The sequence below is a fragment of the Fulvivirga aurantia genome (assembly GCF_009711475.1).
Classification (GTDB): domain Bacteria; phylum Bacteroidota; class Bacteroidia; order Cytophagales; family Cyclobacteriaceae; genus Fulvivirga; species Fulvivirga aurantia.
Genome location: NZ_SMMD01000881.1, coordinates 1 through 13439, shown reverse-complemented (window position 1 = coordinate 13439; position 13439 = coordinate 1). Strand labels below are relative to the sequence as shown.

Sequence of the window (13439 nt, the reverse complement as noted above, 5' to 3'; positions counted from 1 at the left end):
TTACAGCGATAATAGTAATTATCTTATTCTATTTCCTGGCGAGATGGATAGGAAAAATAATCGTAAAAATATATAAGAAACGAGACCGGAGTAATCTCGGAAGGATGCTTGGTGGGCTTGGTAAATATATTGTATTGGCGCTTGGGATCATGTTTGGGCTTACCATAGTAATACCAAAATTAAACCCGGGTGATCTCATAGCTGGCCTGGGGGTATCTTCTGTAGCTATCGGCTTTGCTTTTAAAGATATACTCCAAAATTGGCTAGCGGGTTTATTAATCTTAATAAGACAACCTTTTGAAATAAAAGATCAGATAGAGGTAAATGATTTTGAAGGCACTGTTGAAACGATTGAAACCAGGGCTACTATAATAAAGACATATGCCGGAGAACGCATTGTGATACCGAACAGTGAAATCTATACGAATGCGGTAAAAGTAAAGACCGCCCATGAAAAGCGCAGGTCGCAATATGATGTAGGGATAGGGTATGCTGACGATATTGACAAGGCAAGCGAGGTCATTAAGGAAGCCTTGAATAAAGTTGATGGAATCGATAAAGAACATGGAGTTGAAGTACTTCCATGGGGCCTTGATGCGAGTTGGGTCACTTTACGCGTGCGGTGGTGGACGAAAAGTGATCGTGCGAGTGTAGTAAAAGTAATGATGCAGGTAATTAAGACATTAAAACTTACTCTTGATGACGCTAAAATTGACATGCCTTATGAGACTCAGGTACTTTTATTTCATGATCAAACTGAAGATGTTGATGGGGATCGCAGTAAGCAACGAGAAGGTTGGCCTGCAGAAAGTGAAAATGGAAGTACTCCTAAATGGAAAGCGCTCGAAAATAAATAGAAAGAGGCTCCTCACGGAGCCCTCTCATTTTTTACTTATCTATCCGAGATTAGGGATGTGATCATCTAAAACCTTAGCTTCAAAACCCATAATTCTTAAAAGTCTCATGATTGGGCCTGGGTCAACTCTAGATTTTCTCGAATGCACTCTAAGGATCCTGTCTTTATCTTGTAAATCAAAATTTACATCGTAATAAGGAAAATAGTATAACATCATATTTTCCACATTTTGCGCCAATGACCGATCACTTACGTTCGTTGTAAATACCTCTACCATGGTTGATTAGATTTGCTATGCCCAGAAGAAAAGTTGAATATTTACAGTTGTATACGATATTGTCTCTCAGGTGTTTAGAGATATAATCAAGATTTAAAGAATTTTTTAAGCTTGAGGCTTATTCAACTTCCACCTTTTATGACTCCATAGCCAATAAGCCGGCTGCTCTTTTATATGTCTTTCAAGCATGAGCGTGCTTAGGCGCATCACTTCACCGGTTTCGAGGGTTTTTACGTCTTCTGCCAAAACCTCATAGACCACTTCATAATACCCTCTTTTTACTTTTGTTATATTACCAAAGACCACCGGTAGATCATGCTCTCTGGCAAATTTTTCTGCACCAAACTGAACTGCTGTATCCTGATTTAAAAACTTCATCCAATAAGCTCTCTGCCTTTTTTTAGGACACTGATCAATGCCAAAAATATAAATAGTTGGGCCTTTTTTATTTTTAAGCATTTCCTCCTTTTGCGAAGTTGGAATCATATCAAGTCCATACCTGGAGCGGCTCTCCCTCATTTTTTTATCAAAAACAGGATTGGTCAATGCGGTGTACAAAGCAACAGCATTATGTTTGATCTGTAAGGCGCAGACTACAGCATACAACTCCCAATTGCTATTATGTCCACCTACAGTAACTACATCTTTACCTTGTTCATAAAACTTGTCCAGCACTTCGGGATTTTTAACCCGTAATCTTTGAAGTGCTTCTTCCTTAGATATGGTGAAGGTTTTGATACTCTCCACAATAAGATCTGACAAGTGGCGATAAAACTCCTTCTCTATTGCTCTCAACTCAGCCTGGTCTTTTTCAGGAAACGAGTTTTTGATGTTGTTAAAAACTACTTTTCTTCGATAGCCAAACAGTCGATATACCACAAAAAATATAACATCTGAAATGATATATAATATCCCAAATGGCAAATAGGAAAGCGGAATCAGCAGGCCATAATACAAAATTCTAGTACCCATAGCCTGCTAATATAAGTGCTGCTGAATGATTTGTAAGAAATAATCGTGGGTTAAAAACCTTAAAGACAACCAAGTCGCCTACGATTTAAAAAAGCTCTCTGCTTTCTCAACCATATTTGTCGAGCCGATAAATAACGGGACTCTTTGATGATATTCTTTGGGTTCGATGTCTAAAATTCTTTCAATTCCGGTAGAGGCTTTACCTCCGGCTTGTTCGGCTATAAATGCCAGGGCATTACACTCGTACATCAAGCGCAACTTTCCATTTGGTGAACTTGCTGTTTGTGGATAAATATAAATTCCTCCTTTTAGTAAGTTTCTGTGAAAATCTGCCACCAACGAGCCGATGTACCTGCCCGAAAGATTAGACGATTTACAATGCTCCACGTAATCTTTAACCGGTTGAGGGAAGCTATTGTAAGATCCTTCATTTATAGAGTACATTTTACCATTTTTAGGTATGCACATATCAGGGTGGGATAAGAAATATTCACCAAGTGAGGCTTCAAATGTAAATCCGTTTACACCATGGCCTGTAGTATAAACCAACATGGTAGAAGAACCATAAAGTAGATAGCCTGCTGCCACCTGCTCTGATCCTTTTTGAAGTACATCTTCTTTAGTTATTGGCGTACCTATTGGTGATTTTCTACGATAAACTGAAAATATCGTACCTATCGACACATTTACATCGATGTTTGAAGAACCGTCTAACGGATCAATTGCAATCACATACTTACCGTTATTGTTTAGGTCAGTCACATCTTCATCTTCCTCTGAAATTAGAGCTGCGGCCTCACCCCCTTTTGTAAGTGCTCTTGTAAACCTTATGTTGGCCAGTACATCGAGCTTCTGTTGCTCTTCGCCTTGTATATTTTCTGTACCGATTGGTCCTGCGATATTAATAAGTCCCGCCTTGTTAATCTCCCGGTTTACTACTTTGCCTGAGAGTGCGATATCACGCAATAACTGCGAAAGCTCACCTGATGCGTATTGAAACTCATCCTGTTTTCTTTTAATAAATCTATCGAGGGCAGTTCCAATGGGTAAAGCAATCCGTGAATCTTCCATAAAATTGTTCAAGAGTTTTAAGTGTGTTTGACTTTTATACTTCTATTTTTGAGCAAATTTAACACTTATATTGAATCATTCAATCGTTTGCAGACATGAAGGTTTTTAAGTTTGGAGGAGCGTCTATAAAAAGTGCTGAGGCAATAAAAAACATGAGCCGGATAATCAGCAAATATGCTGATGAGAAGCTGCTTGTGGTAGTATCTGCCATGGGAAAATCTACCAATGCGCTTGAAAATATTTTGAATTGTAAATTCAAAAACAAGGACCACCTCACTCCCCTTTCAGAGCTAAAAAATTATCATGTTGAGATAATGAATCAACTGTTTGAAGAGGAACATAACGTTTTTGGTCTGGTAAATACAATATTTGATTACCTGGAAGAGACATTGGCTAAATCATATGCCTATGATAAGATGTATGACCAGACGGTGTCTTGCGGTGAGCTACTCTCTTCTACCATTATTGCTGAGTTTTTGAAAGAAAAGCACATCAGGACGCATTGGTTAGATGCCCGTGATTACATAAAAACCAATGCCAACTTTAGAGAAGGTCTTGTTGACTGGCATGTAACAGAAGAGCTGATAAAGCATGATGTGCATGATATTGCTGCCAGCAAATTGATTATAACACAAGGCTTTATCGGCAGCACCTCAAAAGGTGAAACCACCACTTTGGGACGCGAAGGCTCTGATTTTACGGCAGCAATTTTTGCAAGTGCGCTGGAAGCTGAGCATGTCTGTGTCTGGAAAGATGTACCGGGCATACTTAATGCAGACCCTAAGCTTGTGCCTGACGCCATACTCTTTGCTGAGTTACCCTATCATGAAGCGGCTGAGATGACTTACTACGGAGCCTCTGTGATACATCCCAAAACAATCAAGCCATTAGCCAACAAGCACATACCTTTATTGGTGAAAAGCTTCGACAAACCCGACCAACCAGGTACTATCATTCATGATTGTACCATAGATGCACTACCTCCCTGCACCATAATTAAAAACGATCAGGTATTAATATCATTTAAAGTGCTGGATTTTACTTTTGTAAATGAAGAAAATCTGAGTCTTATTTTTCATGAGCTTTCGCAGGTCGATTTAAAAATCAACATCATGCAAAATTCGGCCATCTCTTTTTCTATTGTTGTAGATAATCAACCAGTGAAGATCGACAGATTAATAGAAGCTCTGAAGCCTCATTTTGAGATAAGATATAACACTGGCTTGCAACTCGTAACAGTAAAAAACTACACTAAAGAGAAAATTGATAGCTACGGCAAAATGAGTAATATTTTACTTGAGCAGATTTCCAGAAATAATTACAGAATCCTGACTTCACCAAGCTTGTAAAAGCTAGGCTTTTACTTCTAAATCATGCTTTTTGATCAACCAATCGAGTAAGTTGTTTACTGATCGGTCGATTATATCATATACCTTTTGAAAACCATCCGCACCTCCAAAATAGGGATCCGGAACATCTGCATTTTTATCAGTTTCATCAAAAAATCGCATGAGCATCATTTTATCTGTAAACTCCTTGGTTTCGTCTATTCTCTCGATACAATTTTTATTAGCCTCATCCATTGTGATTAGGTAAGTGAATTTTCTGAAATCACCTTTTTCAAATTGTCTTGCCTTATGATTAAGCTCAATCCCATTAGATTTTGCATTTGCTATGGTTCGCTCGTCAGGCTGCTCTCCTATATGATATTTGCTCGTTCCACACGAATCGACCTCTATTTCATCTTCAAGGCCTTTTTCCTTCACAAGCTTTTTCAAAACCCCTTCTGCCAGTGGTGACCTGCAAATATTTCCCAAACACACAAAAAGTACTTTTACCATGCTATCTATTTTTATCTATATTTTATAAAACAACAAAATAAATAAACGATTGGTTACTTATGTAATGTTTGCTGTATGTAAAAGTACATAGCACTTTTTACTCACCTGTTTAGTATGGTTAGTAAGGGCCGCCTTTGTAAAAAAGGCGGCTTTTCTTTTTATTGCGGGCAACTACAAAATAAAACCAATACACATGGAATTTATAAAAGTAAATGAAGCCTACGCAAAGCATATTGCACTCATAGAACTTAATCGACCAAAGGAGCTCAATGCCCTTAATTTACAACTCATGGGAGAGTTGAGAGATACGCTCAAAGCGCTCGATGATAACGATGAGGTGCGAGTAATTATACTTACCGGAAATAAAAAAGCCTTTGCAGCTGGTGCAGATATAAAACAAATGGCTAATAAAACTGCCATTGATATGTTGAAAATTGACCAGTTTAGCACATGGGACCAAATAAGAAAAACTAAGAAGCCATTGATTGCAGCAGTCTCAGGATTTGCTCTTGGTGGTGGTTGTGAGTTGGCGATGACTTGCGATATGATCATAGCTTCTGAGTCGGCCAAGTTTGGACAGCCGGAAATAAAAATTGGTGTTATGCCAGGTGCCGGAGGTACCCAGCGATTGACAAAAGCTATCGGCAAGGCTAAAGCCATGGAACTAGTACTTACCGGTCGATTTATTTCTAGTGAGGAAGCCATGAGTTACGGGCTGGTAAACAAGGTGGTGCCAGTAGAAATGTACATGCATGAAGCTACTTCTTTGGCAAAGGAAATTGCTAATATGTCGCCAATTGCTGCACAACTTGCCAAAGAATCTGTAAATCGCTCATTTGAAACTCACCTGGATGAAGGCCTTACTTTTGAGCGAAAAAACTTTTATCTCACTTTCTCATCTGAAGATCAAACCGAAGGGATGCAGGCGTTTGTTGAGAAAAGAAAACCTGAGTATAAAGGCAAGTAATTAAAAAAAGTAAATAGCTATAAACACAAATGGCATCCCTCACAGGATGCCATTTTATTTTTTAAATATTCTTTTATAATTATCTCACAGAGAAGCCAAAGCCTACAGTAAGCGTATTATACTTTTGAATGGTATAATCTGCATGAAGCGTAACGATAGCCAGTTTTAGCCTCATTCCAGCAGAAATACGTGCTCCACTTTCATTTACACCAATTCCTATTGGGTCGGTCACTACTTCTTCTACTACCCCAAAATCATCTCTTAATTCGTAATCACCTTTAAGAGCGAGATCAGAAGTAACTTTATTAAAACCAAGTCCACCATAAAGCGTCAAAACAGAAAATTTCTTTGAAATGATCCCCTGAAATGTCCAGGTGTTTACATCAAATGCAGCTATTCCGTTGTCTGTTGTCACTTCACCTCCACCTCCAGAAGCACTTTCTTCAGCAAGATCATATGATAAAGAGATATCAGTAAACCCTATTAGTACAGAAAGATCAAATGGCGCCAACTTTATACCAGGGATCCATTGCTTAATATCATGCATTGCTGCAAAACCCACGAGTTTAAACGAACCGTTTCCGTCAAATTCTATCTCTGGTGTCCATCTGATTTTAAGATCAGTATTTTTATAAATTCCAATACCGAGCTGTGCCATAGGTACCGGTACTGCTTGCATACCTGTATTCTCCTTTAATGCTAAACCTTCCGGTCCGTCAAAATCGACTGAATTGCCATTATTGTCTGTAAATTCATATCTAGAAGGTACCTCATCACCAAATATGGTAGGCACTGTTCTGTCACCGGTGCCAGACGATATTAAAGTTGTATTTTGAAGGTTGAGGTTGTCAGGATTAAAAAACAAATCTTCATCTGGTACTCTTGCAGAATTGACCGTGATTGTAAGGTCAAAACCTAATGATTTATGAGGCTTGGCGGTATTATACCACCCATTTCCTAAAGCTGTACCAAACCCTTTCATAAAAGGATTAATATAAGCTCCCATCAATTCGTTTGCATCAGAGGTCCCTGCTCTTAGAAGTGTTTGTAAATCATCTTGAGCTGAGGCATTTACCGCAACAATCGAAACAAGCGTGGCAGACACCGTAAGCGTTCTTAGTATACGTTTTATCATTTTTCTTTAGATTTTATGTACACGAATATAAAAACATATGGCCTAATAAGTAAAGCCTATGGTTGGATAGATATTTATTATATGCATTTAGTAACCAACATTTCGATTCATTTATTCTGATGGGTATATTTGCACCCGAGTGCGAAAGCACACTTTTTAGAATTTAATGTTGAATTATAAATACAAACTAAATTTATGTCACTAGTAGGAAAAAAAGCACCGGTTTTTACAGCACCGGCCGTATTAAACGGAGAAGAAATAGTAGAAGATTTTAACTTAAGCGATTACATCGGTAAGCAAGAAGTTATCCTTTTCTTTTACCCAAAAGATTTCACTTTTGTATGCCCAACTGAGATTCACGCTTTTGAGCAAAAGAAAGCTGAATTCGAAAAAAGAGGTGTGCAGGTAATTGGTGTATCTTGCGATACTGAAGATACTCACCTTGCATGGTTGATGACTCCAAAAGCTAACGGTGGAATCGAAGGTGTAACTTACCCGTTAGTAGCTGATGCTTCTAAAACTATCGCTTCTAACTATGGTGTACTTGGTGGAGACTGGAACTACACTGAAGAAGGTGAACTTACTTTCGAAGGAGCTCCTATCTCATACAGAGGTACATTCTACATAGATAAAGAAGGTATCGTAAGACACGAAACTGTAAACTTCTTCCCTATTGGTAGAAATATCGATGAGTACATAAGAATTGTAGACGCATGGCATCATTTCGAAAAGAATGGTGAAGTATGCCCTGCAAACTGGGAAGAAGGTAAAGAAGCGATGCAGGCAAACAGAGATGGTGTTTCTAAATACCTTTCTGCTAACTAAGCACCGATTTTCTAAAAATCATTCAAAAAAAACCCTGACGGATTCGTCAGGGTTTTTATTTTTGTCGTGCAATGACGCTAATATTATACAACGTATTTATTTTTTTTTATAAAGTAGCTATACACTTAGCGTCTCCCTTCGATAATAAAGCTTCTCTTTTTCTACAGGGAAGAAAAGATTGGGAAAATCGTCTGAAAACTGCGCTAAATGGCAATAAGTCACCTGTCGTGTGGTTTCATTGTGCCTCACTTGGTGAGTTTGAGCAAGGTCGACCAGTCATGGAAGCGTTCAAAAAAGAGTTCCCTGAGTATAAGGTATTCCTCACCTTCTTTTCTCCTTCTGGCTATGAAGTAAGAAAAAATTACAACGGGGCCGATTACATTTTTTACCTGCCTTTTGACACCAAATCTAATGCAATAAGCTTTGTAGATATCGTAAAGCCTTCGATGGTGTTTTTTGTTAAATATGAGTTTTGGCACCATTTCACCAAGGCAGTACACAAAAAAAATATACCGCTACTTTCAATATCAACCATTTTCCGGCCCGGCCAAATATTCTTTAAATGGTACGGCAAATTCAATGTCAAAATTCTAAAACGATTCAGCCATTTCTTTTTACAAGACTTACGCTCCAAAGAATTATTAGATAATCTAAAAATCAATAATTGTGAAGTAAGTGGTGACACCAGGTTTGACCGTGTTTGGTCAATTTGCTCTCAACCTAAAGAACTTCCGGAAATACAAAGGTTTAAAAATAATCACCAAACAATGATTGTGGGTAGTGCCTGGCCAGAGGACATAGCCGTGCTCACTTCATTTATTAATGAGTCTAATTTGAAATTTATAATTGCACCTCATGAAATAGAAGATCATTTTATGAGTGCTATGCAGAAAGACTTCATAAAAAAGACGATTAAATTCTCGGAGCTTCCGACAGTAAACCCTGAAGACTATCAAGTGCTGATCATTGACAATATCGGTATGCTCTCAAGCTTGTATAAATACGGTGAGTTTGCCTTCGTAGGTGGTGCTTACGGCAAAGGCCTACACAATATATTAGAGCCTGCTACTTTTGGTATACCCATATTCTTTGGAGATAAAAACTACGAAAAGTTTAAAGAAGCCATCGATCTCATAAAACTCGGTGGGGCCATGTCAATCGCCAGCTATGATGAGTTAAGATTGCAGTTCAGATCTTTTTCTGAGACCAAAACCTACGAAATTGCCAGCCAGATTAATCAGGACTATGTGAAAAATAACACTGGCGCAACTAAGCGAATCATGAATTACTCAAAAGAAATACTCGCTCAATAATGGAAGGGCTGGTATTAAAATCGACTGGTTCGTGGTATGAGGTGTTGGCCAATGATATTTCTTATACCTGCAGGACAAGAGGAAAACTAAGGCTTAAGGGCTTTAAAACCACCAATCCTATTGCTGTAGGCGACCGTGTGGTATTTGAGCTGGAAGATGGGGAAGAGCAACAAGGAGTCATCACAGAAATACTCCCTCGAGAAAATTACATCATAAGAAAGTCTATTAAGAAAACTGGTCACGGGCATATCTTGGCTGCTAATATCGATCAGGCGGTGTTAGTGGCGACTCTTGTTTTCCCTCGCACTTCACTAGGGTTTATCGATAGGTTTTTAGTAGCTGCAGAGTCTTTCCGGATTCCTCAGGTTATCATATTTAATAAAATTGACATCCTGGGAGATGAAGAAAGGCAAATACAACAGGAAATAATAGCCAAATACGAGAGCCTGGGTATAAAATGTTTTGAGGTTTCGGCAAAAGATGAAACAGGAATTACTTCCGTTAAAAATCAGCTGCAAGGAAAAATGTCACTAATTTCTGGCCATTCAGGCGTTGGGAAGTCTACTTTTCTCAATCTATTGGCTCCACATATTGAGCAAAGTGTAAAAGAAGTATCTGACTACGCAGAGAAAGGAGTACACACCACCACATTTGCAGAAATGTTTATAGTAGAGAACGAAACCTTCGTAATCGACACGCCAGGTATAAAAGAACTTGGCCTTATAGACATAGAAAAGGAGGAGCTCTCTGACTATTTCCCTGAAATGCGGGAAATATCTGACCAGTGCAAGTTTAATAATTGTACCCATACACATGAGCCAAAATGCGCCATACAAGATGCTGTTGATGAGGGGTTAATTCATGAAACCCGCTACATGAGCTACCTCAGCATGTTTTATGAAGAAGATAGCCACAGATAGCCTCTAACTAAACCTTAGCCTATTATAGAGCCTTCTTACTGGCGCCAGGGGAACTCTCAATCGAGATAGTAACATCAGTAAATTGTCTATTGAAGAATTTCGACTATAATCTTTGAGCATTTTATAAAATAGTGCCCCCTCTTTATTATTTTCAGAAAACACAGATTGCCGGAGTTCGTACTTTAATCGATTAATTAAAGCTTCATCTTCCTCCTTAGTCCGGTTAAGTTGACTTATCTTTTGGCATACCAAATAAGTGCTGAACAATTGTTTATCTCCCTTTTTGTACCAACCCGATGATAAGGAGTCCCGGACTTTTCTTACTAAAGTAAGAGGCTCTGGCAGGTAAGCATATTTCCAATTTCTTGCAGACCTTATCCAAAAATCAAAATCTTCATAGGCTAATTGCTCATCATAGCCTTCAAGCTCTTCAAAAACTTCTCTTTTTACTAAAAGACTGGGTGGAGAAATAAAGTACTTGCTAATCACCTTTTGATAAATATCTCCTGTCGGAAAATCATCTATAAGGCCATGCTTTCTTAAATACTTGGAGTGCTTATTATATTGTCTGCTTTCATTATCTATGAAAATAGCATCAGAGTAAACTACACCAAAATCGTTGTTCAAAGTACTAAAAAGCTCAACCTGTTTCTCTATTCGGGATGGTAAGAAGACATCATCTGTAGCTAAATCGACAATATAATCCCCTTTTGCCAAATTAAGCCCCTGATTAAAGGCCGCACAATTACCCAGATTATTTTCGAGGTTTAGGAATTCTATATCAGGAAACTGCTCGATGAGCTTTTTGATCACCTCCTTACTTCCATCAGTACTCGCATCATCAACAATGATTATTTGCAGGTTTTTATACGTCTGATTGACAACAGAATTAATGCACTCTTTTATAAAATTTTCGTGGTTATAGCAGAGGCAAATGACCGTAACAAGCGGCTGAGACATAACTAATAAGGAATACCGAGTTTCTTATATACAAAATGCAACAACCAGGCAGGCCCTACCATTAGAAATTGCACATCCTTAAAAAATGAAGGCTTCTTACCCTCTACTTTGTGGCCTATAAACTGACCTATCCAGGCAAGAATAAAAATGATGATAGAAACCATCCACACTGGGGCAAAATTGGCCAATTCGATTTGTTGAATAATGTAAAGACATAGCATGCTAAATAACGTCATCCCAATACCTAGCGGAACGGAAAGTGTAATGTAATAAGCAATAACAATCACCAATAACAGCGTGGCCCAGTTAGCATAAGGATTGCCTCTGCCCAGTACCTGCTCGACCAAACCATTAGGAATAGACCATATTAAACCAACTATACTGAGAAAAATAAGTGGTACGCATATCCAGTGTATTGCCTTATTGGTGGCATTTTTATGACTGGCCCCGTATTCTTCAAGTAGTTGATCGATCCTTCTCATGAGTTTTAAACTTTGGTTTTTACTTTATCCCACGACTTCACCTGCCAGTGGACTTTACCGGTTGTCAGGTGATTACCCTCGACATCTTCAATCTTCACCTCACAAATTACCACTGTACTATCTTTGGTTTTCAACGGCTCATAGATTTCTTTTTCCATCCACTCATCAGTAAGTGTAAAATTACCTACAGCGTGCATTTTGGCCTGATAGTGATAATCCATTTCCAGGCGCTGCATGATTATTCTATATTTTTTAGGGTCTAATCGGCTTATCATGAGAAAGCCGGTAGTAAACTCTGACAGCGTTGCCAGGGCACATGCATGAATGCCTCTAATGTGGTTAAAGTTTTTTCTTTTATAAGGCACAAAAGTTTTTAGTGCGTCATCTTTTACCTCTAATACTTTAAAACCATGAGGTTTATTAAAAGGAATCATGCGGCTTAAGCCCTGATTTAGCATCCATAAGTAAAATGATGATGACTTAGCTTTCTCTACAATCTTTGCGGTGTTCATATAATCACATTAAATCGAAGGCGAAATTTAACATTGTTTTCACTAAAACACACAATGATCTATGGTTTAACAAGGAATAGCCGCTAATTAATAGCCTGGAGTACTGCTGATTGACTAAATTTGAGTTACAGTAAATATATTGAAGAAGTATGATCAGTTTTTGGGAGCAGCAATCATTTACATCTTATTCTTATGCGGTAGTAGGCAGTGGCATTGTGGGTCTTTCTACAGCTTTGGCCTTAAAGGAAAAGGAACCCCAGGCACGTGTTGTAGTGCTTGAAAGAGGTTTGCTACCTACCGGAGCAAGTACAAAAAATGCCGGTTTTGCCTGCTTTGGTAGCCTGACTGAGCTGCTAGACGATCTCAAGGTAATGAGCGAAGAAGAATGTCTGGCTCTGGTTACAGAACGCGTAAAAGGTCTGGAAAAGTTAAGAGCTCGGTTGGGTGATGAGAAACTTGACTACCTCAATTATGGAGGTTATGAGCTAATCGATCAGGAGGATCTGGAAAGCCTTGACCACATAGATCGGATTAATACCATGCTGTCTCCCCTATTTGAAAAACCTGTTTTCACAACCTGTAATGGTGAAATAGATAAGTTTGGGTTTAATAAAGACCTCGTTCCGGCCATGACCTTCAATCAATACGAAGGCCAGATAAACACCGGAGAGATGATGAAAAACCTCTTAGATTTGGCCAGAGAAAAAGGCATTGAGGTAATTACAGGGGCCGAAGTAACCAGTTTAGAAGAAAAAGAAAATCATGTGGAGGTGCATGTAGCACCAAAAGTTACTGATGGGTTTATGATAAAAGCAAAGAAAGTGGCTTGCTGTACCAATGCTTTTACCGGCAAACTTCTTTCTGATCTTGACTTAAGCCCAGGTAGAGGCATTGTGCTAGTCACAAAGCCAATTGACAACCTAAAATTCAAAGGTGTTTTTCATAGTGACAAAGGTTACTATTACTTTAGAAATTTTGAAAACAGAGTGATATTTGGCGGTGGTCGCAATATGGATTTCGAGGCAGAGGAAACCACTGAGTTTAAGATAAACGAGGTGATTTTAAATAATCTTGAAGAACAACTTAAAACAAAAATATTACCTGATACACCTTTTGAAGTAGATCACACATGGGCAGGAATTATGGCCTTTGGCAACACCAAGCAACCCATATTGAAACAGTATAGTAAGAATATAAGCCTTGGTGTAAGGCTTGGTGGTATGGGTGTGGCTATCGGAAGTCGTATGGGCGAGCAACTGGCCGAAATGATGGTTTAAATGGGTCAAATAAAAATTCTTTTTATATCTT

The 13439-nt window shown here is 38.6% G+C and carries 15 protein-coding genes; 7 read left to right on the top strand and 8 right to left on the bottom strand.

From position 1 onward, the window contains the following. The coding region (locus tag E1176_RS14600) for a mechanosensitive ion channel family protein (RefSeq protein WP_155211374.1) at nt 1–857 on the top strand (857 nt) is incomplete at its 5' end. 39 nt (nt 858–896) lie between these two features. Here the strand turns inward: E1176_RS14600 and E1176_RS14595 are convergent. The 3 genes from E1176_RS14595 to fbp form a co-directional block, all read right to left on the bottom strand. Then, on the bottom strand, nt 897–1133 hold the full coding sequence (locus E1176_RS14595) for a hypothetical protein (RefSeq protein ID WP_155211373.1): 237 nt from the start codon (nt 1131–1133) through the stop codon (nt 897–899). 105 nt (nt 1134–1238) lie between these two features. Next, on the bottom strand, nt 1239–2105 hold the full coding sequence (locus tag E1176_RS14590; RefSeq protein WP_155211372.1) for a lysophospholipid acyltransferase family protein: 867 nt from the start codon (nt 2103–2105) through the stop codon (nt 1239–1241). A 78-nt stretch (nt 2106–2183) separates the two neighbouring features. After that, on the bottom strand, nt 2184–3176 hold the full coding sequence (fbp, locus tag E1176_RS14585; RefSeq protein WP_155211371.1) for a class 1 fructose-bisphosphatase: 993 nt from the start codon (nt 3174–3176) through the stop codon (nt 2184–2186). Nucleotides 3177–3271: 95 nt separating this feature from the next. Between fbp and E1176_RS14580 the strand changes: the two genes are divergently transcribed. Next, nucleotides 3272–4525 carry an aspartate kinase gene (locus tag E1176_RS14580; protein WP_155211370.1) on the top strand — a complete coding sequence of 418 codons (1254 nt, stop codon included), beginning with the start codon at nt 3272–3274 and terminating at the stop codon, nt 4523–4525. Nucleotides 4526–4528: 3 nt separating this feature from the next. Here the strand turns inward: E1176_RS14580 and E1176_RS14575 are convergent, their stop codons facing one another. Further along, on the bottom strand, nt 4529–5017 hold the full coding sequence (locus E1176_RS14575; protein ID WP_155211369.1) for a low molecular weight protein-tyrosine-phosphatase: 489 nt from the start codon (nt 5015–5017) through the stop codon (nt 4529–4531). A gap of 193 nt (nt 5018–5210) precedes the next feature. On the opposite strand from E1176_RS14575, the gene E1176_RS14570 reads away from it, so the two are divergent. Further along, nucleotides 5211–5984, top strand: a complete 774-nt coding sequence (locus E1176_RS14570) for an enoyl-CoA hydratase-related protein (protein WP_155211368.1) — start codon at nt 5211–5213, stop codon at nt 5982–5984. Between the two features lie 79 nt (nt 5985–6063). Here E1176_RS14570 and E1176_RS14565 read toward each other — a convergent pair whose 3' ends face one another. Further along, the gene (locus E1176_RS14565; protein ID WP_155211367.1) at nt 6064–7119 is read right to left on the bottom strand and encodes a DUF6588 family protein; all 1056 of its coding nucleotides are present in this window, start codon (nt 7117–7119) and stop codon (nt 6064–6066) included. Nucleotides 7120–7314: 195 nt separating this feature from the next. Between E1176_RS14565 and E1176_RS14560 the strand changes: the two genes are divergently transcribed. From E1176_RS14560 to rsgA, 3 genes are all read left to right on the top strand, one after another. Further along, nucleotides 7315–7944 carry a peroxiredoxin gene (locus tag E1176_RS14560; protein ID WP_155211366.1) on the top strand — a complete coding sequence of 210 codons (630 nt, stop codon included), beginning with the start codon at nt 7315–7317 and terminating at the stop codon, nt 7942–7944. A gap of 71 nt (nt 7945–8015) precedes the next feature. Further along, entirely contained in the window at nt 8016–9257 is a 1242-nt protein-coding gene (locus E1176_RS14555) for a 3-deoxy-D-manno-octulosonic acid transferase (RefSeq protein WP_155211365.1), read from the top strand. Beyond that, nucleotides 9257–10177 (top strand): ribosome small subunit-dependent GTPase A, encoded by a 921-nt coding sequence (rsgA, locus tag E1176_RS14550; protein ID WP_155211364.1) that lies wholly within the window; start codon nt 9257–9259, stop codon nt 10175–10177. The genes E1176_RS14555 and rsgA overlap by 1 nt, the downstream gene beginning before the upstream one ends. Before the next feature lie 3 nt (nt 10178–10180). Here rsgA and E1176_RS14545 read toward each other — a convergent pair whose 3' ends face one another. Genes E1176_RS14545 through E1176_RS14535 form a run of 3 tightly spaced genes read right to left on the bottom strand, consistent with a single transcriptional unit; the run spans nt 10181 to nt 12131 of the window. Then, the gene (locus E1176_RS14545; protein ID WP_155211363.1) at nt 10181–11137 is read right to left on the bottom strand and encodes a glycosyltransferase family 2 protein; all 957 of its coding nucleotides are present in this window, start codon (nt 11135–11137) and stop codon (nt 10181–10183) included. A gap of 2 nt (nt 11138–11139) precedes the next feature. After that, nucleotides 11140–11619 (bottom strand): Mpo1 family 2-hydroxy fatty acid dioxygenase, encoded by a 480-nt coding sequence (locus E1176_RS14540; protein ID WP_155211362.1) that lies wholly within the window; start codon nt 11617–11619, stop codon nt 11140–11142. A gap of 5 nt (nt 11620–11624) precedes the next feature. Then, a complete protein-coding gene (locus tag E1176_RS14535; protein WP_155211361.1) occupies nt 11625–12131 on the bottom strand; it encodes a DUF4442 domain-containing protein in 507 nt (168 codons plus the stop codon). A gap of 149 nt (nt 12132–12280) precedes the next feature. On the opposite strand from E1176_RS14535, the gene E1176_RS14530 reads away from it, so the two are divergent. Continuing rightward, entirely contained in the window at nt 12281–13408 is a 1128-nt protein-coding gene (locus E1176_RS14530; protein WP_155211360.1) for an NAD(P)/FAD-dependent oxidoreductase, read from the top strand. Nucleotides 13409–13439: the final 31 nt, after the last annotated feature.